This window comes from Amycolatopsis sp. cmx-11-32 (assembly GCF_047608695.1).
GTDB lineage: Bacteria > Actinomycetota > Actinomycetes > Mycobacteriales > Pseudonocardiaceae > Amycolatopsis.
This window is the reverse complement of record NZ_JADNQN010000010.1, coordinates 175,114-193,422: the sequence shown is the minus strand read 5'-3', so window position 1 is coordinate 193,422 and position 18,309 is coordinate 175,114. Positions and strand designations below refer to the sequence as shown.

The 18,309-nt window shown below is 68.3% G+C and carries 24 protein-coding genes; 10 read left to right on the top strand and 14 right to left on the bottom strand.

Annotation, left to right across the window (positions count from 1 at the left end):
- Nucleotides 1-34: 34 nt before the first annotated feature.
- Both ACM6LR_RS27765 and ACM6LR_RS27760 read right to left on the bottom strand, forming a co-directional pair.
- On the bottom strand, nt 35-760 hold the full coding sequence (locus ACM6LR_RS27765; RefSeq protein ID WP_414936231.1) for an SGNH/GDSL hydrolase family protein: 726 nt from the start codon (nt 758-760) through the stop codon (nt 35-37).
- Nucleotides 761-843: 83 nt separating this feature from the next.
- On the bottom strand, nt 844-1,476 hold the full coding sequence (locus ACM6LR_RS27760; protein ID WP_414944815.1) for an NAD(P)-dependent oxidoreductase: 633 nt from the start codon (nt 1,474-1,476) through the stop codon (nt 844-846).
- 96 nt (nt 1,477-1,572) lie between these two features.
- Here ACM6LR_RS27760 and ACM6LR_RS27755 point away from each other — a divergent pair, with 96 nt between their 5' ends.
- A complete protein-coding gene (locus ACM6LR_RS27755) occupies nt 1,573-2,190 on the top strand; it encodes a TetR/AcrR family transcriptional regulator (protein WP_414944814.1) in 618 nt (205 codons plus the stop codon).
- Nucleotides 2,191-2,252: 62 nt separating this feature from the next.
- On the opposite strand, the gene ACM6LR_RS27750 is transcribed toward ACM6LR_RS27755, so the two are convergent.
- Nucleotides 2,253-2,756, bottom strand: a complete 504-nt coding sequence (locus ACM6LR_RS27750) for a GbsR/MarR family transcriptional regulator (protein WP_414944813.1) — start codon at nt 2,754-2,756, stop codon at nt 2,253-2,255.
- A 94-nt stretch (nt 2,757-2,850) separates the two neighbouring features.
- Here ACM6LR_RS27750 and ACM6LR_RS27745 point away from each other — a divergent pair, with 94 nt between their 5' ends.
- Together ACM6LR_RS27745 and ACM6LR_RS27740 are read left to right on the top strand one after the other, a co-directional pair.
- The gene (locus ACM6LR_RS27745; RefSeq protein ID WP_414936235.1) at nt 2,851-3,747 is read left to right on the top strand and encodes an ATP-binding cassette domain-containing protein; all 897 of its coding nucleotides are present in this window, start codon (nt 2,851-2,853) and stop codon (nt 3,745-3,747) included.
- Nucleotides 3,744-5,378, top strand: coding sequence for an ABC transporter permease (locus ACM6LR_RS27740; protein WP_414936236.1), 1,635 nt, complete (start codon nt 3,744-3,746; stop codon nt 5,376-5,378). Before ACM6LR_RS27745 ends, ACM6LR_RS27740 begins: the two co-directional genes overlap by 4 nt.
- A gap of 42 nt (nt 5,379-5,420) precedes the next feature.
- Here the strand turns inward: ACM6LR_RS27740 and ACM6LR_RS27735 are convergent, their stop codons facing one another.
- The 5 genes from ACM6LR_RS27735 to ACM6LR_RS27715 form a co-directional block, all read right to left on the bottom strand.
- Complete coding sequence (locus tag ACM6LR_RS27735) at nt 5,421-5,816, bottom strand: hypothetical protein (RefSeq protein WP_414936237.1); 396 nt, start codon at nt 5,814-5,816, stop codon at nt 5,421-5,423.
- 60 nt (nt 5,817-5,876) lie between these two features.
- Nucleotides 5,877-6,425: a TetR/AcrR family transcriptional regulator gene (locus tag ACM6LR_RS27730; RefSeq protein WP_414944812.1), complete on the bottom strand. Its 549-nt coding sequence runs from the start codon at nt 6,423-6,425 to the stop codon at nt 5,877-5,879.
- A gap of 222 nt (nt 6,426-6,647) precedes the next feature.
- Nucleotides 6,648-7,433 carry a metal-dependent hydrolase gene (locus tag ACM6LR_RS27725; protein ID WP_414936239.1) on the bottom strand — a complete coding sequence of 262 codons (786 nt, stop codon included), beginning with the start codon at nt 7,431-7,433 and terminating at the stop codon, nt 6,648-6,650.
- A gap of 57 nt (nt 7,434-7,490) precedes the next feature.
- Nucleotides 7,491-7,844: an STAS domain-containing protein gene (locus ACM6LR_RS27720; RefSeq protein ID WP_414936240.1), complete on the bottom strand. Its 354-nt coding sequence runs from the start codon at nt 7,842-7,844 to the stop codon at nt 7,491-7,493.
- A gap of 215 nt (nt 7,845-8,059) precedes the next feature.
- Entirely contained in the window at nt 8,060-8,368 is a 309-nt protein-coding gene (locus tag ACM6LR_RS27715; protein WP_414936241.1) for a WhiB family transcriptional regulator, read from the bottom strand.
- A 191-nt stretch (nt 8,369-8,559) separates the two neighbouring features.
- On the opposite strand from ACM6LR_RS27715, the gene ACM6LR_RS27710 reads away from it, so the two are divergent.
- The 3 genes from ACM6LR_RS27710 to ACM6LR_RS27700 all read left to right on the top strand — a co-directional run bounded on the left by ACM6LR_RS27710 (nt 8,560) and on the right by ACM6LR_RS27700 (nt 10,248).
- Complete coding sequence (locus tag ACM6LR_RS27710; RefSeq protein WP_414936242.1) at nt 8,560-8,976, top strand: anti-sigma factor; 417 nt, start codon at nt 8,560-8,562, stop codon at nt 8,974-8,976.
- Nucleotides 8,973-9,746 carry a SigB/SigF/SigG family RNA polymerase sigma factor gene (locus ACM6LR_RS27705; protein WP_414936243.1) on the top strand — a complete coding sequence of 258 codons (774 nt, stop codon included), beginning with the start codon at nt 8,973-8,975 and terminating at the stop codon, nt 9,744-9,746. Before ACM6LR_RS27710 ends, ACM6LR_RS27705 begins: the two co-directional genes overlap by 4 nt.
- Before the next feature lie 76 nt (nt 9,747-9,822).
- Nucleotides 9,823-10,248 carry an ATP-binding protein gene (locus tag ACM6LR_RS27700; protein WP_414936244.1) on the top strand — a complete coding sequence of 142 codons (426 nt, stop codon included), beginning with the start codon at nt 9,823-9,825 and terminating at the stop codon, nt 10,246-10,248.
- Here ACM6LR_RS27700 and ACM6LR_RS27695 read toward each other — a convergent pair.
- On the bottom strand, nt 10,217-10,693 hold the full coding sequence (locus ACM6LR_RS27695; RefSeq protein WP_414944899.1) for a MarR family transcriptional regulator: 477 nt from the start codon (nt 10,691-10,693) through the stop codon (nt 10,217-10,219). The two genes, ACM6LR_RS27700 and ACM6LR_RS27695, sit on opposite strands and share 32 nt — an antisense overlap.
- A 55-nt stretch (nt 10,694-10,748) precedes the next feature.
- Here ACM6LR_RS27695 and ACM6LR_RS27690 point away from each other — a divergent pair, with 55 nt between their 5' ends.
- Nucleotides 10,749-11,384 (top strand): nitroreductase family protein, encoded by a 636-nt coding sequence (locus ACM6LR_RS27690; protein ID WP_414936245.1) that lies wholly within the window; start codon nt 10,749-10,751, stop codon nt 11,382-11,384.
- On the opposite strand, the gene ACM6LR_RS27685 is transcribed toward ACM6LR_RS27690, so the two are convergent.
- Entirely contained in the window at nt 11,362-12,018 is a 657-nt protein-coding gene (locus tag ACM6LR_RS27685) for an alpha/beta fold hydrolase (RefSeq protein ID WP_414944811.1), read from the bottom strand. The two genes, ACM6LR_RS27690 and ACM6LR_RS27685, sit on opposite strands and share 23 nt — an antisense overlap.
- 28 nt (nt 12,019-12,046) lie before the next feature.
- Complete coding sequence (locus ACM6LR_RS27680) at nt 12,047-12,724, bottom strand: HNH endonuclease family protein (protein WP_414936247.1); 678 nt, start codon at nt 12,722-12,724, stop codon at nt 12,047-12,049.
- A gap of 154 nt (nt 12,725-12,878) precedes the next feature.
- Between ACM6LR_RS27680 and ACM6LR_RS27675 the strand changes: the two genes are divergently transcribed.
- Nucleotides 12,879-13,886: a tetratricopeptide repeat protein gene (locus tag ACM6LR_RS27675; RefSeq protein WP_414944810.1), complete on the top strand. Its 1,008-nt coding sequence runs from the start codon at nt 12,879-12,881 to the stop codon at nt 13,884-13,886.
- On the opposite strand, the gene ACM6LR_RS27670 is transcribed toward ACM6LR_RS27675, so the two are convergent.
- Both ACM6LR_RS27670 and ACM6LR_RS27665 read right to left on the bottom strand, forming a co-directional pair.
- Nucleotides 13,883-14,776: an SWIM zinc finger family protein gene (locus ACM6LR_RS27670; protein WP_414944809.1), complete on the bottom strand. Its 894-nt coding sequence runs from the start codon at nt 14,774-14,776 to the stop codon at nt 13,883-13,885. The two genes, ACM6LR_RS27675 and ACM6LR_RS27670, sit on opposite strands and share 4 nt — an antisense overlap.
- A gap of 17 nt (nt 14,777-14,793) precedes the next feature.
- Nucleotides 14,794-15,450: an SDR family oxidoreductase gene (locus ACM6LR_RS27665; protein ID WP_414944808.1), complete on the bottom strand. Its 657-nt coding sequence runs from the start codon at nt 15,448-15,450 to the stop codon at nt 14,794-14,796.
- 46 nt (nt 15,451-15,496) lie between these two features.
- On the opposite strand from ACM6LR_RS27665, the gene ACM6LR_RS27660 reads away from it, so the two are divergent.
- Together ACM6LR_RS27660 and ACM6LR_RS27655 are read left to right on the top strand one after the other, a co-directional pair.
- Nucleotides 15,497-16,063: a TetR/AcrR family transcriptional regulator gene (locus tag ACM6LR_RS27660; RefSeq protein WP_414944807.1), complete on the top strand. Its 567-nt coding sequence runs from the start codon at nt 15,497-15,499 to the stop codon at nt 16,061-16,063.
- Between the two features lie 72 nt (nt 16,064-16,135).
- On the top strand, nt 16,136-16,516 hold the full coding sequence (locus ACM6LR_RS27655) for a very short patch repair endonuclease (RefSeq protein WP_414944806.1): 381 nt from the start codon (nt 16,136-16,138) through the stop codon (nt 16,514-16,516).
- Nucleotides 16,517-16,520: 4 nt separating this feature from the next.
- On the opposite strand, the gene drmB is transcribed toward ACM6LR_RS27655, so the two are convergent.
- Nucleotides 16,521-18,299 (bottom strand): DrmB family protein, encoded by a 1,779-nt coding sequence (gene drmB, locus ACM6LR_RS27650; protein ID WP_414944805.1) that lies wholly within the window; start codon nt 18,297-18,299, stop codon nt 16,521-16,523.
- Nucleotides 18,300-18,309: the final 10 nt, after the last annotated feature.

Genomic DNA, 18,309 nt, shown 5'->3' with positions numbered 1-18,309 from the left:
ATATTTCTTGAACTGTGGCAGGCGGGTGACCTGATCAGCGGTTTTCGGGCCGAATTGTGTCGCTGAGTAGTTGACGACTCACGTCCGCGAGCTGCTCGGCCCAGCGCCGGTAGCCCTCGGGACCGGGGTGGAAGCGGTCCTCGGCGAAGGTCGCGGGGTCCAGCATCGCGGCGGGCATCGGGACGTGGACGACGCCGGGCAGCAGCCCCAGCCCGGCGGCCGCGGCGTCGAGGGCGCCCGACCGCGCGCCGAGGACGTCCCGCAGCGGACGCGGCAGCCCGGGGAAGCGGCCCATCGGCGGTACGCCCGCCAGCACCACCGGGACGCTTCCGGCGCGGCGCCGCAGGGCGACGAGCAGGTCGAGCAGGTCACGCCGGTAGCGCGCGGCCGAGTGCAGTTCGATCGTGTCGTTGACGCCGAGCGCGATCACCACGAGGTCGGCGGGTTCGAGCAGCGGCAGCAGGTCCTCGCGCACCACCCTGGCGTTGGCCCCGGTCCGGCCGACGGCCTGCCAGGCGACCGCGCGACCGTCCCGCGCGAGTTCGTCCGCGAGCCGCCCGGTCAGTGCTTCGGCGTGCGTCGCCGCGCCGACGCCGTCCACAGTGGACTCGCCGAGCACCGCGAGCCGCAGCGGGCGGCCCTCGCCTCGCACGAGCCCGCTGGCGGGCCCCGTCGCGCCGGGCAGCCTCGGCGTCGTGCGGCGCACCCGCACCGCCTGCGCGAAAAGGATCGGGGCGAGCATCACCGTACGACTGATCACCGGCCGACCCTACTTCCGCGTTTCGTCCTCTGGTTGCGATCGTTGCGCACGCAACAACCGCAAGTAGAGGACTAATCGCGGCGTCAAGCGCGGGCGATCGAGGCCGTCCGGTGGATGAGCGAGTCGTCCGAAGCCGCGCGAAGCAGGTAGTCGGCGACGTCGGCGCGGTTGATGCTGTAGCTCCCCCGGACGTTGCCGTCGGTGCGGGCGGCGATCGCGCCGGTGTGCGGCCCGTTCAGCAGCCGCGGCGGGCGCACGATCGTCCAGTCGAGGTCGCTCGCGCGCACGATCCGCTCGGCGGCGATCATGTCCGCGAACGCGTGCCGGAGGAACTTGCCCAGGATCGGCTTGACGAAGTTCCTGGTGAAGAAGGTGTCGCCGTCGACGAACGCGCCGCTCGCGCTCACCAGCAACAGCCGCCGGTTCCCCGCGGAGCGCATCGCGGCGAGCGTGGCGTGCGCCCCATCGGTGATGACGGTCGTCGGATTGCGGTCGCGGGTGCCGAGGGCCGAGATCACCACGTCGCGCCCCGAAACGGCTTCGGTCAAGGCGCCGTGCTCGGACAACTCGGCGACGACGACCTCCAGCAGTTCACCCTGGACGTCCAGCCTGGACGGGTCGCGGACGACCGCCGTGACGTGGTGCCCCGCGGCCAGCGCCTGCTTGACGACTTCGGAACCGACCCCACCCGTGGCACCGAGAACAGTGAGCTTCATGATCACGCCTTCCTGGGTTAGTGAACACTCACCCACTATGGTGAGTGTTCACCCACCACTTGTCGAGTGAACGCTGAGAAGCCCTCAGGAGCGAACATGGGAAGCCGCGAGGAGATCGTCGCCGCGGCGGCGAAGGTGATGCGCGAGCAGGGTTACGCGCACGCCACCACGAAGGCCATCGCGCGGGCGGCGGGTTACTCCGAGGCGTTGCTGTACAAGCACTTCAAGGACAAGACCGAGATCTTCATGAGCGTGCTGACCGAGCAGCTGCCCGCGCTGGGGACGACCTTGGACGAGCTGATGAAGACCGCGGTGGACACTCCGCTCACGGCGAATCTCGCCCGGCTGGCGCGGATCACGCTGTCGTTCTATCTGGAGAGCTTCCCGATCGCGGTGTCGCTGTTCTCCTCGCGGGAGCTGCTCGCGACCCATCGGGAACGGGTCACGGGCAGGCAGGGCGGGCCGGACGTCCCGCTCGTACGCGTCGTCGAGTACCTGGGCGAGGAGGTCCGGCTCGGCCGGATTCGCGAGGACGCGGATCTGGAGGCGTCGGCGTCCCTGCTGCTCGGGGCCTGTTTCCAGTACGCGTTCCTGGCCTCCTTCGAGGACCGCGAACCGTCCGAAACGGAACTGGGGGAATGGGCGGGGCGGCTCGCGACGACGCTGGTGGTGACGCTGGTCGCGGAGGCTGAAGGGGACTTTCCCCGCATGTGATGCGGGGAAAGCGCCCTTCACCGCGTGAGACGAGGGGAAAGTCCCCTTCAGCCCCCGCCCGCTTACTTGCCCTTTTCCGCCCGCATCTCGTGCCACTTGGCGTACATGTCGTTGAGTTCCTTGATCATGAAGCTCAGGAAGTCCCGCATCTCGGCGACCCGTTCGCCCGCCGGCGTGTCCGTCCCCAGCGCCGCGACACCCTCGTCGGCGGCGTCGCGCCACAGGGTGATCATGCGGTCGCGTTTCATGAAGGTGGCGTACCAGAGGTCGTCGAAGAGCCGGTAGTGGTCGCGGCGCGAGCCCGGCTCGCGTTCCTTGGCGACCAGTCCGATCTGCTCCAGCCAGCGGACGGCCCCCGAGATCGCCGCGGGGCTCACCGAAAGCTGTTCGGCCAGTTCGGCGGCGGTCAGGCGGCCGGCGTCGGTGGTCATCAACGCGGCGAACACCCGCGCGGGCATGCGCTGCATCCCGATCTGGGACAGTGTGAGGCCCAGGTGCTCCACGTAACGGCGGACGGCGTCCTCGTCTCTCTGGGTGCTCGAGGCACCCTCAGGCGTCGTCGTCATGGGCACATCCTCTCGTACGACCCCCAGAGTGATCACATCTTCCATATGTTTTCTTAACTTCACAACTTCATGAAATAACCGTACCTTCAGTCGTATGGAAAACGCCATCTCCATCTCCGGCCTCCACAAGTCCTTTGGCCGGACCAAGGCCCTGGACGGCCTTGACCTGCGGGTACCCGCTGGGGAGGTGCACGGTTTCCTCGGCCCGAACGGCGCGGGGAAGTCGACCACCGTCCGGGTCCTGCTCGGCCTGCTCCACGCGGACTCGGGCGACGTCCGCCTGCTCGGCGGCGACCCCTGGAAGGACGCGGCGAGCCTGCACCGGCGCCTCGCCTACGTCCCCGGCGACGTGAACCTCTGGCCCAACCTCTCCGGCGGCGAGGTGATCGATCTGCTGGGGAGGCTGCGGGGCGGGCTCGATCAGCGCCGCCGCAAGGACCTCGTCGAACGCTTCGACCTCGACCCCAAAAAGAAGGGGCGCACCTACTCCAAGGGCAACCGGCAGAAGGTCGCGATCGTGGCCGCGCTGGCCTCGCACGTGGACCTGCTGATCCTCGACGAGCCGACCTCCGGCCTCGACCCGCTGATGGAGGCCACCTTCCAGTACGCGATCCAGGAGGAGCGCGAACAGGGCCGCACGGTACTGCTGTCGAGCCACATCCTGGCCGAGGTCGAGGCGCTCTGCGACAGGGTCAGCATCATCCGCGACGGCCACACCGTGGAGACCGGGACGCTGGCCGAACTCCGGCACCTCACCAGGACGTCGATCTCGGCCGAACTCGCCGGTCCGCCGAACGGGCTGACGAGCCTGGAGAACATCCACGACCTCAAGGTCGAGGGCAACCGGGTCCGCTTCGACGTCGAAACCCGTTCCCTCGACGACGCGCTGCGTCAGCTCACCCAGGTGGGTGTCCGCAGCCTGACCAGCCAGCCGCCGACGCTGGAGGAACTGTTCCTCCGCCACTACACCGGCGAAGCGAGCGCGAAATGACCGCGACGCTCGACCGTCCTGCCGTTTCCGGACCGGCGCACGGGCTGGTCGGCACCTGGCAGCTGACCAGGCTGGCGCTGCGACGGGACAGGATCGTCCTGCCGATCTGGATCGTCCTGCTGGGGATCATGCCGTCGACGTCTTCGGGGACGTTCGAAACGCTGTATCCGACGGCCGCCGAACGGACCGGGCTCACCGCGAGCATGGGCGCCAACCCGTCGCTTTCGCTGATCTACGGCCCGGCCTTCGACCTCTCGACCCCAGGCGGGTTCACCGCGTGGCGGCTCGGCGGGTTCCTCGCCCTGGTCGTCGGGCTGATGGCGGTCTTCACCGTCACCAGGCACACCCGCGCCGAGGAGGACACCGGCCGCGCGGAACTGCTGGCGTCCGCGGTGGTCGGCCGGTACGCCCTGCTGAGCGCGGGCGTGCTGGTGTCCGCCGGGGCGAGTGTCCTCATCGGACTCGTCGAGACCGGGCTGATGATCGGCGCGGAACTCCCCGTCTCGGGCTCGTTCGCGCTCGGCGGCGCCACCGCGGCGACCGGGCTGGTCTTCACGGCGGTCGCGGCGGTCGCCGTCCAGGTGGCCGAGTATTCGAGGACGGCCAACGGGATCGGCGCCACCGCCGTCGGTGTCGCGTTCCTGCTGCGCGCGGTCGGTGACTCGACGACGGACGCGACCTGGGTCTCCTGGCTGTCCCCGATCGGCTGGGCGCAGCGGATCCGGCCGTTCGCCGACGAACGCTGGTGGGTGTTCCTGGCGCCGCTGGCCGCGACCGTGGTCGTCGGCGCCGCCGGCTACGCGCTGCTCCCGAGGCGTGACGTCGGCACCGGCCTCATCCCGCCGCGTCCCGGGCCCGCCGAAGCGGCGACGTCGCTGCGCGGCCCGTTCGCGCTGGCGTGGCGGCTGCACCGGGGTCCGCTGCTCGGCTGGCTGATCGGCACGGCGGTCTGCGCCGCGGTGTTCGGCTCGGTCGCGAGCGGGATCGGCGACGTCGTCGGGCAGAGCGAGCAGGCGAAGGAGATCTTCCAGCGGCTCGGCGGCACGGCCGGGCTGATCGACGCCTTCATGGCGGCGATGACCGGCCTGTTCGCCATGGTCATCGCGCTCTACGGGGTGCAGGCCGCGTTGCGGATCCGTGCCGAGGAGACCGCGATCCGCGTCGAGCCGCTGCTCGCGACGGGCGTGGGCAGGCTGCGGTTGCTGGGGAGCCATCTCGTGTTCGCGTTCGGCGGCACGGCGCTGATGATGGTCGTCAGCGGTGTCCTTTTAGGACTGTCGAACGGGGCGCGGGCCGGTGAGGCAGGCGGGTCGATCGGCGACATGACGGTCGCTTCGCTGGCGCAACTCCCGGCGGTGTGGGTGATCGTCGGCCTCGCCGTCACGTTGTTCGGCCTGGCACCGAAGTTTTCGACGGCGGCGTGGGCGATCGCCGGACTGGCGTTGCTGCTCAGCCTGTTCGGCCCGGTGCTGAACCTGCCGGAGGCGCTGGTGGACGCCTCGCCGTTCGCGCACGTTCCGAAACTGCCCGCCGCGGAGTTCGCCGCGGCACCGCTGCTCTGGCTCACCGGGGTGGCCGTGGTCGCGCTGACGGCCGGACTCATGGGCTGGCGGCGTCGCGACGTCGGCTAGCCAGGGGAAACCGTGATGGCCGCCCACCGGGGAGGGCGGCCTTCACGGTGCTTGCCGCACTTCTCCGCCCGGCGTGACGACCAGTTTCGCGACCGGCACCCCGCCTCCGCAGTCCTCGCCCGCCGGGTAGGCGATCGACGGCGTCACGTCGAGGACGTGGGGTTTCCCGTCGTCGAAGGTCACCGTGGTCCGGATCGGCGTGGTCGGCAGGCCCTGGACCGGCACGAAGACGTGCTCGCCACCGGTCGCGGACTCGGTCACGCAGTCACCGGCCCAGCACAACTCCAGAGACACGCGGGTGAGGCCGACGGTCACTTCCGGCGGGATGTCGAGGGAGATCCCCTCTGCCAAGGCGATGGCCGGACAGGCTTTCTCACCGGACGGGCCGCATGCGGTCAGTGTCGCGAGCAGGAGCACGAAAACGGGTAGGCGCCGCATACCGGGCAGACGGCGCGGAGGGCCGTCGAGGTTGCATCAATCGATCCGGTATCCCGTACCTCAAGCGGCTTTGCGCAGCCCATCGACCACGACGCGGACAAGATGACGATCTTGGCGTGAGTATCGTTCCGTGGCGAGGCAGCCGGCGATCAGGGCGCGCAGATCGTTGCCGTCGACGTCCTCGCGCACCACGCCCGCGAGCTGTGCCCGCGTCAACAGTGCCTGCAGCGCCGACCGGAAGTCGGTGCCCGCGCTCGCTTCGAAACCCAGCCCGGTCGTCTCGGCGAGCGCGTCGCACAGGGCCCGATTGAGGGACGCCTGTTTGACGACGCGCTTGAAGAAGTCGAAGAACGCCGAGCCGGGGTCTTCGGCGGCCAGCAGGTCGCGTGCTTCCTGCGCGAACTGCTCGATGCGCTCCACTACGACGGCCTGGAAAAGTGCTTCCTTGCTGGGGAAATGCCGGTAGACCGTACCCGCGCCGACACCGGCGAGGCGGGCGATCTCGTCGAGGGGGACGGCGAGACCGTCGACGGCGAAGGCCTCTTCGGCCGCCGCGAGCACCTTCGCTCGGTTGCGTCGCGCGTCGGCGCGCAGCACGGGCTTGTCCACTGTTCCCCTCCTCAACCGGGTCCGGCGTTCCGATTCAACGCCGCCGACGGCGGGGGCATTCCGGGAGCTGAGAGATCCGCGGCACTCCGCGGAGGCCTCCTTTTGGTATCGCTGGCGCCTGCGAGGGGGCCGAGTCGGGAGGATTTGGGACGTTCGACGTCCCAAATCCCTTCATCAACCCTGACTCTCGAGCTTCACGGACTTTCTTCCGCCACCAAGGGCTCACCGCACCGCGGTCTGAGTCCCGTCCGGCGGCAGCCACCCTTGCACGGTGTCGAAGAGGTACTCCCAGACGCCCGGGATCAGCACCACCGCGGCGACCGCGAACACCGGGAAGATCAGCCGGTTCTCGACCTTCTTGCCGGTCCGGAACCGCAGCGGCTTCGGCGGCCGGATCTCGTACCAGGTCTCACCCGCGATGGGGATGGGGAACAGGAACGGGCAGCCGGACTCGGTCAGCGCGTCCCCGAGGCAGTGCACGAAACAGCCTGCCGCGACGGCGATGCCGAGCCAGCCGGAGATCTCCGCGAGCTGCGCCGCCTTGTCCGGCGGCGCGGTCCACACCCACCACCCGACCGCGGCGCCGCTGACCGGCAGCAGCCAGTCGCCGAGCGCGCCTTCCGCGAGCAGCAGGCCGAGGACGACGACACCGAACACCGCCCACGGTCCGCCTTCGGTGGTACCCCAGGAGGTCAGGAAGCCGAGGCCGACGGCAAACAGCACGGTGTGCGAGAGGTGTCGGTGCTTACCGGTGCCCTTCTCGTCGCGGGGTCCTTTGGTCAGCGCGTAGAGGGCCGCCGAAACACGGCGCAGAAACCAGGAGAGCACGCCGGTGAACCAGCCGAGCAGCCTGGACGCGCGGGCGCCCGGGTGGTCGAGATCGGGCAGGAGGGCGAAACCGGCCGTGGTCGCCGCGAACACGACCGCTTGGTGCACTGTGCCCGCTCCGACGACGGGCGCGAGCGCGAGGCCCGCGCACCAGCCGGTCAGGGCATGCGTCCGCCCCATCATCGTGCTGCTTCCCCCAGGTGTCGCGGATCACGAGCCCACGACCGTAACGGGGGATCAGGCGGGAGGCTCCTCCGACACGCTGAGGTGCTCGGCGACGCCGGTGAGTTCGATCACTCGGCTCACCTGGGGGCTGGGGACCAATTCGAATTCGACCGCCTTCTCGGCGGCTTGGCGCTGCGCCTGCAGCACCACGTTCAGCGCCGAGGAGTCGAAGAAGGTCACGCCGGTCAGGTCGGCGACGACCCGGCCCGAAGGTTTGTCCGTGATCAAGGCGCCGAGGGTCTCCTGGAGCTGCGGGCTCGTCAGCAGATCGAGCTCACCGGTGACCACCACACGCGGCGTGGGTGCGTCGGCGTTCAGCGTGATACTGAAACCGGGCGGCGTGGTGTTCTGCTCCGCTGCGGGCATGCACATTCTCCTCATCAGGTGAGAACCGGCGCTTGATGCCGGCCGCTCGCCTGTGGTCTCAAGCTTCGGCCGTGCCCAGTCCGGACACGGACGCACGCTCTTCTTCGGCGGGTAGGCGTGGCTGTCCCCGCAACGACAGTCCCAACCCTAACCCAGTACGGACGGGGCGCCACGATCGCCGTCGTTCGCGTCGCCGACCGGCGCCTGGAGAGCCCTCAATGCGCGGTCAAGGCCTTGCGCCCGGCACGGCGTTCCCGGAGGAACAGCTCGCGACGCTCGATCTCGCCGAGACCGCCCCAGATGCCGTAAGGCTCCTGGACCGCCAACGCGTGCTTGCGGCACTGCGCCAGCACGGGGCAGGTCTGGCAGATCGCCTTGGCACGGGATTCGCGCCGCTCACGGGCCGAACCGCGCTCGTTGTCCGTGTGGAAGAACAGGCTGCTGTCCGCGCCCCGGCACGACCCGTCGAGCTGCCAGTCCCACTCTTCCGCCACCACGTTCGGCAGCCGGCTCACGTCAGCCATGTCGGTCCCCGCCCTTTCAGGAGATCGTTTGTCGCCGGTTACATGCCCGCCGCCTGCGCGGGTCAAACGTGGGTTTGGTTTGCTCACACTCAGGGCATTGAATCCACCACCGGGCGCGCAGCGCCTCCTTCGCGGGAGGCGGCGGGGGCATGGGTGGAGGATCGGCAGCGCAGCTTGAGAGAGGAACACACGTGGTGGACAACACCCCGCCCAGCGGGGAGGGCGCTCAACTCATCGAGGTACGCACGGCCGCGGTACCGCATGTGGTGCCGACTCTCCGGACGATCGTCGCGGACATCGCGATGCGTCAGGACTTCGACCTGGACGCTGTCGAGGATCTCCGGATGGCGGTGGACGAGGCCTGCTCCATGTTGCTCCCCTCGGCTTCCGACGGCCGTCTGAACTGCGTTTTCTCGTGGAAGGACGGACGGATCGAGGTGACCGTCTCGGTGCTTTCGGACTCCCCGGAACCCGACGACGAGACCGGTCTGTCCTGGCAGTTGCTCACCGCGCTCGCGACGTCCGCGCGGCGGAGCGTCGTCCCGGCCGACGGCGGCTATCTGTCCAGGGTGGAGCTCATCCGGGAGAGCGAGGCGGCCCGGCCGTGACGGAACCCGTCGAGCAAGACGGCGCGAACGTACCGGCCCTGTTCGAGCGCATGTGCGCGCTGCCGCAGGACACCCCAGAGCGTGAACGGCTGCGGGACGAGCTGGTGCGCGCGCACCTGGAACTCGCGCGAAACCTGGCACGCAAGTTCCGTAACCGGGACGAGTCGATGGAGGACCTGATCCAGATCGCGACGATCGGGCTGATCCACGCCGTCGATCGCTTCGATCCCACTCAGGGCAGCGACTTCCTCGCCTTCGCGGTCCCGACCATCTCCGGCGAGCTGCGGCACCACTTCCGCGACAACAGCTGGTCGGTCCGGGTCCCGCGGCGGCTCAAGGAGCTGAACGCGAACATCTCGGCCGTGCGCGAGGAGCTGACGGTCCGGCTCTCCCGCGCGCCGAAGCCCAGTGAGATCGCCGCTCATCTCGGCGTCCCGATCGACGAGGTCTACGAGGGTCTCCGCGCCGGTCAGGGCCGGTACGGGACCTCACTGGACAACCTCCTGGAGAACTCGGCGCACACCCGCTTCGGCGAGGCGGACGCCAACCTGAGCCAGGCGGAGCTCCGCGAGGCGCTGCGACCGATGCTGGAACGGCTGCCCGACCGCGAACGCAAGATCGTCGCGCTGCGGTTCGGGTCCGGGATGAGCCAGTCGGATATCGCGCGCCGTGTCGGGGTCTCCCAGATGCAGGTGTCCCGTTTGCTGGCCGCCACCCTCAAGAGACTGCGTGAAGGATTGACCGAGACCGAACTGACGGACGGAGTCTGATTCGACCTTCACCCAGGTGGGTATCCGGGAGGCGAACAGTGGATCTGGGAGTCTCTCGTGAGGGAGGTGCGGAACCATGACGATGTCGATGACACGATCGGAGGGCTCGTTGCCGGTTGTTTCCCTGCCCCTGCCGGTCGATGTGACGGCTCCTGCCGTCGCGCGGCAAGCGGTGCGGACGACTCTGGCGAGCCTTGGCTTCGACGACCTGGCCGTCGACGACATCCTGCTGGCGACCTCCGAACTGGTCACGAACGCCTTCGAGCACGGCGAGAAGCCGGACAGGCTCGAGGTCGAGTACTTCGAAGGCAGGGTCATCCTGCGGGTCTTCGACTCCGGCTCGAACCGGCCGAAGTTGAAGGAACCCTCGCCGACGGCGGCGCGCAGCCGCGGCTTGCAACTGGTGCACGCGTTGTCCGACGACTGGGGATACGAGCCTTGCGACGGCGGGAAGTACGTCTGGGCTGTGTTCAGCCTTCACCGGGCCGACGCCCAAGCCTGAGTGCGGCGTCCGTTTCGGCGATGCGCTCCCGGAGCGATTTGCGCTCCAAGGCCTCGACGGCGGCGAGGAGCACCTCTCTGAGCGGGTACGGCAGTTCGGCTTCCAGCTGTTCGGCCGCGGCGCTGGTCGCCGCCCATTCGGCTTCGAGCGTCGGCATCAGCCGTCGGGTCTTCTCCGTCAGCGAAACGATCCTCTGCCTGGCGTCGGTCCCCGGCCTGAGTGTGACGAGGTCCTGGCGCGCCATCTGCGCGATCGTCTGGCTCGCCGCGGAATGCGTCACCCCGACCTCGGCGGCGAGATCGCGGATGGGCAACGGTCCGCGCGCGACGATCGCGCGGACGAACGGGGTGAAGCGCGGGCGGTAGTCCTCCAGCCCGATGTCTTCGAAGAACGCGGAGACGTCCGCCTCGGTCGTTTCGAGGACATGTCTGAGCAGTGTGCCCATCCCTCGTTCGCGCGGCGGCCTCCCCACCAGCGGATCATAACGACATAATCGCCGGATGACGCCCGAAGAGCTGCTGACGACCACCCGGACCGTCCGCAAACGACTGGACCTGACCCGGCCGGTTCCCCTCGAACTGGTGAAACACGCCCTGCAGGTCGCGCTGCAAGCGCCGAGCGGGTCGAACACCCAGCGCTGGCACTGGCTCGTGATCACCGATCCCGGGCAGCGGGCCGAACTCGGCAAGCTCTATCAGCGGGCCTGCCGCGAGTACCTGGATTCCCCGGACGCGGCCGGGAAACTGTTCGCGGACGACCCTGCGCGCTCGAAGGTGCAGAAGCGCGTCGGAACCAGTGTCGAGTACCTGGCCGACAAGATGGGTGAGGTGCCGGTGCACGTCATCCCGTGCCTGGAGACGAAGACCGCCGACCTGCCGGCAGGCAACCAGGCCGGTCTGTGGGGGAATCTGCTGCCCGCCGTGTGGAGCTACATGCTCGCGGCGCGCGCGGTCACCCTCGGCACCGCGTGGACGACGCTGCACCTCGCGTACGAGAAGGAGGCCGCGGAGATCCTCGGCCTGCCGGAGAACGTGCACCAGGCCGCGCTCATCCCGACGGCGTTCTACACCGGCGACACCTTCCAGCCCGCCGCGCGTCAGCCGCTCGAAGAGGTCATGCGCCTGGACCGCTGGTGAGGTAGGACTCCAGGCGGTCCGCCAAGGCCTCGGGGTGGCTCAACGGCAAGGAGTGCGAGCCCTCGATCTCGTCGGGCGCAATCCCGAGCCTGTCCTGGACGACCCGGCGTTGGAACTCAGGCGTGAAGAAGCGGTCTTCGCGCGCGATGAGCACCTTCGTCGGGACGTCCGGCCACTTTTCCAGCGGCCACGGCTGTCCCCACTCGGCGCTGACCTGGTTCCGGCCGTGCGAGCCCGCCTCCGCGACGAGGTCCGCCGGGACGCCGTTGAAGAACTTCTCCTCGTCGCTGAGGCCCTTGGCGTCTTCGAAACCCGTGTTGCCCCACCAGTCCCCCGGCGTCTCACCCGGCTTCGGGATCATCGCGGTGAGCAGCACGAGCAACCGCGCCGAATGCTTCCCGGCGACCAGCGGCGCGGTGAAACCGCCGTAGGAGTGGCCGAGGACGACCAGGTCGCCACGGTCGCCGAGCGCCTTCGTGACGGTGTCGACGTGCTCCGTGAAGCCCGCCTTCTCGTCCTCGATCGGCAGATTCACCGCGAGGACGTCGTGCCCGCGGCCGGTCAGTTCCGCCTCCAGGAGGTGGAAGTCCCAGGCGCTGCCGCCGCCGCCGTGGATCAGAACGAAGGTCGCCATCGGCCCAGCTAAGCCGAAGCCGGGGGGATCAGCAACGACCGAGCATGTCGCCGAGCGCGCTCTTCTCCGCGGTGGTGATGGTCAGGCCGTAGTAGTGCTTCACGGTGATCCAGTCGGTGGCGTAGGTGCACCAGAACGACACGAGCGGCGGCTTCCACTGGTCCGGCGCCTTGTCGCTCTTCTCCTGGTTGACGTTGTCGGTGACGGCGAACAGCTGCGGCCGGGTCAGGTCGTTCGCGAACTGACGCCGCTTCTCGTCGTTCCACGACTTCGCGCCACTGACCCAGCTCTGGGCGAGCGGGACCATGTGGTCGATATCGATGTCGGTGGGCTCGGTCCAGGTCTCGCCGTCGTAGATGCTGGTCCAGCTGCCCGAGGTCGGGGCGCAGTCGGAACCGGCCCTGACTTCCTTGCCGTCGCGCTTGAGCACGAACTCGCGCGTGTTGCAGTTGTTCCCCTGGTTGTCCCAGTGCGGGTACTTCTTGCGGTCGTAGCCGTCCATCGACCCGCGCGGCGCGACGGTGAGTTCGTCCAGCTGCTTGCGCGCGTCGGCCGAGCCGGCGGTGTTCGCCGGCGTCGGCTGGTTCGGCTGCAGCGCGGAACCCTTGCCGGTCACCAACCAGATGCCGACGAGCACGACGGCGGCGAGCGTAATCAGCAGGAGCAGCCGCTGAGCCGAGGTCATCTGCCGGGTACGCGTGGCCACCGCGCGATTCCTCTCGACGGGGACGGGGAGAGACCAAGTATCGCCGTATCGCGCGGGAACCGGGTGCGACACGACGATGACAGCAGGTAGTTGTTGTCACATCGGGGCCCTGATCTGCGACTACCCCAGGGACGCTGCCGGAAGGAGCGGGTTTGTGGGCGCCGAAAAACGCAAATGGAACACCCGGGTCGACGACTATCTGAACCGGAAGGCCGCGGAGCGCGGACACGTGATCGCCATGGCACGGATGGGATCCACCGCGCTGGAGCGCGGTGATCTCGACGACGCCGAGGCGTGGTTCCGCAAGGCCGCCGCGGGCGGGGACAGGGTCGCGATGGGCAACCTGGCGCACCTCCTGCGCGAACGCGGCGCGCCCGAACAGGCCGAACGTTGGTACCGCGAAGCGGCGACGGCCGGTGATTCGCATGCCATGGCGCAGCTGGGAAATCTCTGTGCGCGGCGGGGAAGCCTCGGCGACGCCGAGGACTGGTGGCGGCGGGCCGCCGCCGAGGGCCGGGCCGAGGCGATGGCGGAACTCGGACGGTTGCTGCACCGCCGCGGCGAACTCCAGGAGGCCGAGAGCTGGGCGGGCCAGGCCGCGGAAGCGGACAACGTCGAAGGCATGATCACGCTCGGCGCCCTGCTGTGCGACACCGGGCGGACGCGTGAAGCGGAACCGTGGTGGCGCCGGGCGGGCGAGGAGGGCGACGCGTCCGCGCTGTGCAAACTCGGCCACCAGGCAGAACAACGGGACGATCTCGCGCGCGCCGAAAGCTGCTACCACGCGGCCGCGGCCGCCGGGGCCCCCGAAGCCGCCGTCCGCCTCGGCCTGGTGCTGCACCGCCGCGGCGAACTCGAGGCCGCCGAACGCTGGTACCTCAAGGCCGCCAAACGGGGCGACGCGGCGGCGATGACGAACCTCGGCGTGCTCGCCAACGACCGGAACGACCCCGGCGAGGCCACCGCCTGGTACCGGAAGGCGGCCGAACTCGGCAGCGTCCCCGCGTACACCAACCTCGGCAGGCTCGCCGCCGAACACGGGAGTTTCCAGGAGGCCGAGCACTGGTTCCGCGCGGCCGCCGACACCGGTGATCAGGCGGGACAACGGGATCTGGACGCGCTGTACCGCAACGCCGGCGCCCGGCACCGGCCGCGGCTTTAGCTTTGCCAGTTCCGCATCGCCGCGAAACCCTCACGCAGCCGCTCGATTTTGCGACTGCGGTACGGGTCCTCGCCGTCGTCGAACCGCCACCGCTCCTCGACGCCGGCGCGGAACACCGCGAGCCCCTCGAAGCCGAGCCCGCCGGTGAAGTCCGCGATGCTCACGTCGACGCGCCCCGAACCGTCGAGATCGAGACGTAGCAACCACTCCGCGAGTTCCTTGGGCTCCGGCGGCGAGTCCGCGCAGGCCTCCGCGTACAACGCGAGCGCCCCGCGGACCTCGTCACCGAGCGCGCCGAACGAGTCCTCGACGAAGTCCAGCGCCTCCACCACCAGCTCGACGATGCGGCACAGCAGCGGCCCGTCCATCACCTCTTTGGCGGTGGCGAGCACCTCGCGGACCTTCTCGGTGTACGCGAGCGTGCCCTGGAAGCCGACGAAACCCCGCAACCGCAAGGTGCCCTCGATATGGCGCCGCAACGCGTCGAGGTCTTCGCGACCGGCCTTGAGCGAGAGTTTGCGGAACAGGACGGGGTCCTCGTTCGCGTGCTCGACGAGCAGTTCGATCAGCTCGGCGCGGTCGAGCGACTCGACGTACCCGCGGATGTCGGCCGCGCCGCCGTCCGCCACTCCCTCGAGGACGAGCAGGCCCACGGCGACGCAGTGCTTGCAGAAGAAGCCGTCCGCCGCGTGCGGGCAGGAACACTCGCCCACCAGCTCGCCGTCGACGTTGCGCAACCGGACCGTGTACCGGTCGGTGCCGCTGACCACCGCCGCGACCCCGCCCGCGACGTCGTCCAGCGTCTCGACCGCCTCCAGGTACTTGGCCCCGCGCGCGAACGACACGTCACCGGCTTGCCTGCGGAGATCGTCCTCGCTGAACCACGTCACCGGCCCATTGAACCCCCTCAGGTTCGCGGGCCGAGGAACAACCCACCGCTCGCGTCGAGGACCTGCCCGGTCACCCAGCGGGCCTCGTCGGAGGCGAGGAACGCGACGACGTCCGCTATGTCGTCTTGGTTCCCCAGCCTTTGGTGCGCCGTGAGGTTCGCGATCACGGCCTCCAGCGCGGGGGTGAAGACCTCCTCGTTGTCCGGCGTCTTGGTCGCCCCTGGCGCGACGACGTTGACCGTGATCCCCCGCGGGCCGAGTTGCTGGGCGAGCGTGCGGCTCATCGTCTCGAGGGCGCCCTTGGTCATCGCGAAGGACGTCTGCGCCGGGTTGGCCACGCGCGTGGCGACCGAGGAAAGGTTGATGACGCGGCCGCCGTCGTTGATCCGTGCTCGTTGAACGAGGAAGTACGGCGCCCGGACGTTGACCGCGAAGAGGTGATCGAAGCTTTCGGGCGTGTCCGTCTCGATCGGCCCCGCCGGTGGTGCGGCCGCGTTGTTGACCAGGATGTCCAGGTCGCCTATGCCTTCCAGGGCTTTGTCGACACCTTCCATCGTCGACAGGTCGGCCTGGCCGCTGTCGTGTCTCAGGACACGGACGCCGTCTCTTTCGAGCCTCCGCGCGATCGCCGCCCCGATCCCGCGCGAGGCTCCCGTCACCAAAGCAGTCTTCATACGCACCCCAGATGTTAGTGACTACCACTTTGATAGTGTCTACCACGTGAACCTCCGCGACCGCCAGCGCGCCGAAACCCGGCTTCTTGTGCAAACGCACGCCATCCGCCTCTTCAGCGACGTCGGCTACGACGCGACCACCGTCAACGACGTCGCCGCGGCCGCCGGCGTCTCGGCGATGACGGTGTACCGGCACTTCCCCACGAAGGAGGACCTGGTCCTCTACGACGAGTACGACCCACTGACCGCTTCCGCTGTTGCCGCTCAACCTGCTGGCCCTTTGGCTTTGCGGATCGGGCGTGCTTTGGAGTCGACCGCGGCTTCCGGGTCGTCGAAGGAGAAGGCGTTCCTGCTGGCACGGCTGCGGCTGATGATCTCGGTTCCGGCGCTGCGGGCGCGGCATCTGGACAGCCAGTACGCGACGGCCGATGCGATCGTCTCGGCCCTCTGCGGGCCTTCTCCGGAGCCTGACGAGGAGTTTCGGGTGCGGGCTACGGCTATGGCGTGCCTCGGGGCGGCGCATGTTGCGCTGATCCGATGGGCCGCGACGGACGGTGAGGGGGACCTGCCGGGGTTGATCCGGCAGGCGCTGACCAGCGTGTTCAGGGCCTAGCCTGCTGACCCACCAGGGTGTTGCGAGTATGTACATGTGAAGCTGGATGCATCAGCGGACGTCCGAACCAGGATGAGCAAGCAGAAGTCTCGAAATACTCGAATCGAGATGGAACTGCGCAAAGCCTTGTTTGCCCTCGGGTTGCGGTACCGCGTCCATCGCAGGCCGGTGAAGGGTGTACGCCGGGAAGTCGACATCGTGTTCGGTCCTGCACGGGTCGCCGTCTTCGTAGACGGTTGCTTCTGGCATGGCTGTCCGAAGCACGCGACCTGGCCGAAAAACAACGCTGATTTCTGGCGTACGAAAATCGAAACCAATCGCCGACGTGACTTGGACACCGACGCACGCCTTGCCGAAGCGGGATGGCTCGCCGTCCGGGTATGGGAACACGAAGCAGTCGAAGCCGCGGCCGCCCGCGTGCACGAAATCGTGCTCGACAGGCGGGCGGGCTGAAACCTCAGTTCACCGCAGCGATTTGTTGGAAGTATCCGGGTACCGCTCCGGAAGGAGCTCCGACAAGCAGCGTGCGATCCAGGAAGCTGTTGTTCAGTTCGCAACTCGTCTCGGGCAACAGCACGCACGCGTGACATGCCGCGAGATTGACGCTGCCCGCCCCGCTCGCCCCGGATTCCATGCACAAGGGGTCGTTCGAGCACCAAGCCGCTCGAGCAAGGGCGGACAGCAGCGTCGCGGCCAGACGCTCCGGATCACCTTGCGCAACGATACCGCCGAGGCTTCCGGCGGAGTCGCTCGTCGCGGTATAGACGAGGATTCCGGCCATGGTGTCACCGGCGTACAGGCGTTCTCTGAGCGCGGACGCGGGGTAACCACCGTCCAGGCTCCACTCGTTGATCAGGATGTGCGCCAATGTGTGGAGCAACACGAAACGCGGAGACACCGGGGACTTGGGCACACTTGTCTTCGGAAGATTCGACGGGGTCCGCTCCCGGATGAGAGCGAGGTGGTTCAGCCGCATCTGCTCGACCTGTTCGATCACAGCGGGCTTCGTCTCCCACTCGTGCAAGCGATCTTCATCAAGTCTGACGAAGACACCTTCGCCTTTGACTTCGATCGCGGGCAACCAGTTGACGTCGTGGGACAGGTGGAGTTCGGCGAGCCGTTGCTCTGGTTCGCTCTCCAGTGGAGCGACGCCACGGGTGAATCCTTCCAGCGCGCGAACCTCACGCAATCGCTTCACCACCATGATCTCGGCGAGACTGAGCGCGTGCACCGGCGTGAGATCGCCTTCCGGCTTCTCACAGACGAACGGCTGCCACTCCGATGTACGTTGTTCGGGATTGCCGCGACACAAACGTTCGTATTCCTCCTTTCGCAGAACCGTATGGGGGTCGACAGGAGTGTCTCCGCTCTCGCTCGGAGTCGGTTTGTCCTCGCTCATTTCGCGAGCGAATTCGATCACCTCCTCGATGGTCGTGTCCGCCCTCTTCAAAAGTCCTGGTCGCTTCTCGAAGTGCCAGCGGATGGCATTCTCGGGTGCCCCGATCAATTTCTCCCGCTCGACCAGTCCGCGCGGTCCCTCGCCCCAAGGCGGGATCGACAACGCACTACGCATGACCGGATGCCAAGCGGAAGACGAACCTCGCTGCATGGCCCGAGGATGGCGCGTGCACGGTTGCGGCTTCGCTCCGCTGAGCCACGGCCGGCGTCCTTCACAACGAATGCCCAACTCTCTCAATGCTTTTACACGGAAAGCGCCCTCCATCGAGACGTCCGGCACGCCGCATGTACACCTCACGACGACCGACCGAAGCGACGCTGTGTTGCCTTCCGTCCGCAGTGCCAACGTCCCACCGCAGAGACCTCTCGCCTGCTCGGAACCTCGATGCACCCACTTCCAGTAGGGAAAGTCCTCGATGTGGCCGTCGTCGCACGCCAGGACGAATCGGGAGGGCAACAAGTCTTCTTGACAGGTCGGACAGTTCGCACGACCGGGTAGGCAATTGAAGGCGGAGAACGGCTGGAGGACACGGCACTTCGGACACGAGTAGAACTCGGGGAATCGCCGAACCCGGACGCCGTCGTCACCGCGGTCGGGATCGGGCGCCGGCGGCAAGCGGAACGACTTGACCTTGAGTACCTTCGCGAGTCTGCGTTCGAAGATTTCCGTTGCGTCGTCGATGTTCCACGAGTCGATTCCCGCGACGATGAACGACTCGTTGTCGATCGCGATCATCGCGCCCACCCCATAGGTGGTGACGAGCTGCGATCGTCGCACCGACCCGAGT